Origin of the sequence: Clostridium tagluense (assembly GCF_003865095.1) — a bacterium.
Taxonomy (GTDB): Bacteria; Bacillota; Clostridia; order Clostridiales; family Clostridiaceae; genus Clostridium_AD; species Clostridium_AD tagluense.
In genome coordinates, this window is sequence record NZ_BHYK01000141.1 from 1 (window position 1) to 251 (window position 251).

Below are 251 nucleotides of genomic sequence, written 5' to 3' on the forward strand. Positions count from 1 at the left end.
TGCATACCTATTTATTCAGTATGCAGTACATAGTTGTTACTATGTGGGTTCCCCCATTCGGAAATCTTTGGATCACTGGCTATTTGCGCCTACCCAAAGCTTATCGCAGCTTAACGCGTCCTTCTTCGGCTCCTAGTGCCAAGGCATTCGCCATGCGCCCTTTGTAGCTTAACCTTTATCTTTATCTACTTGCGTAGATAATTTCGTCTATTTACATAAACGTTTTAATTCATTTTGCGAAATTGTATTAA

Annotated in this window: 1 rRNA gene; it reads right to left on the bottom strand. The window is 40.2% G+C overall.

Going from position 1 to position 251, the window contains the following annotated elements:
• Positions 1-174, bottom strand: a 23S ribosomal RNA gene (locus Ctaglu_RS24880); the annotation flags it as partial.
• Positions 175-251: the final 77 nt, after the last annotated feature.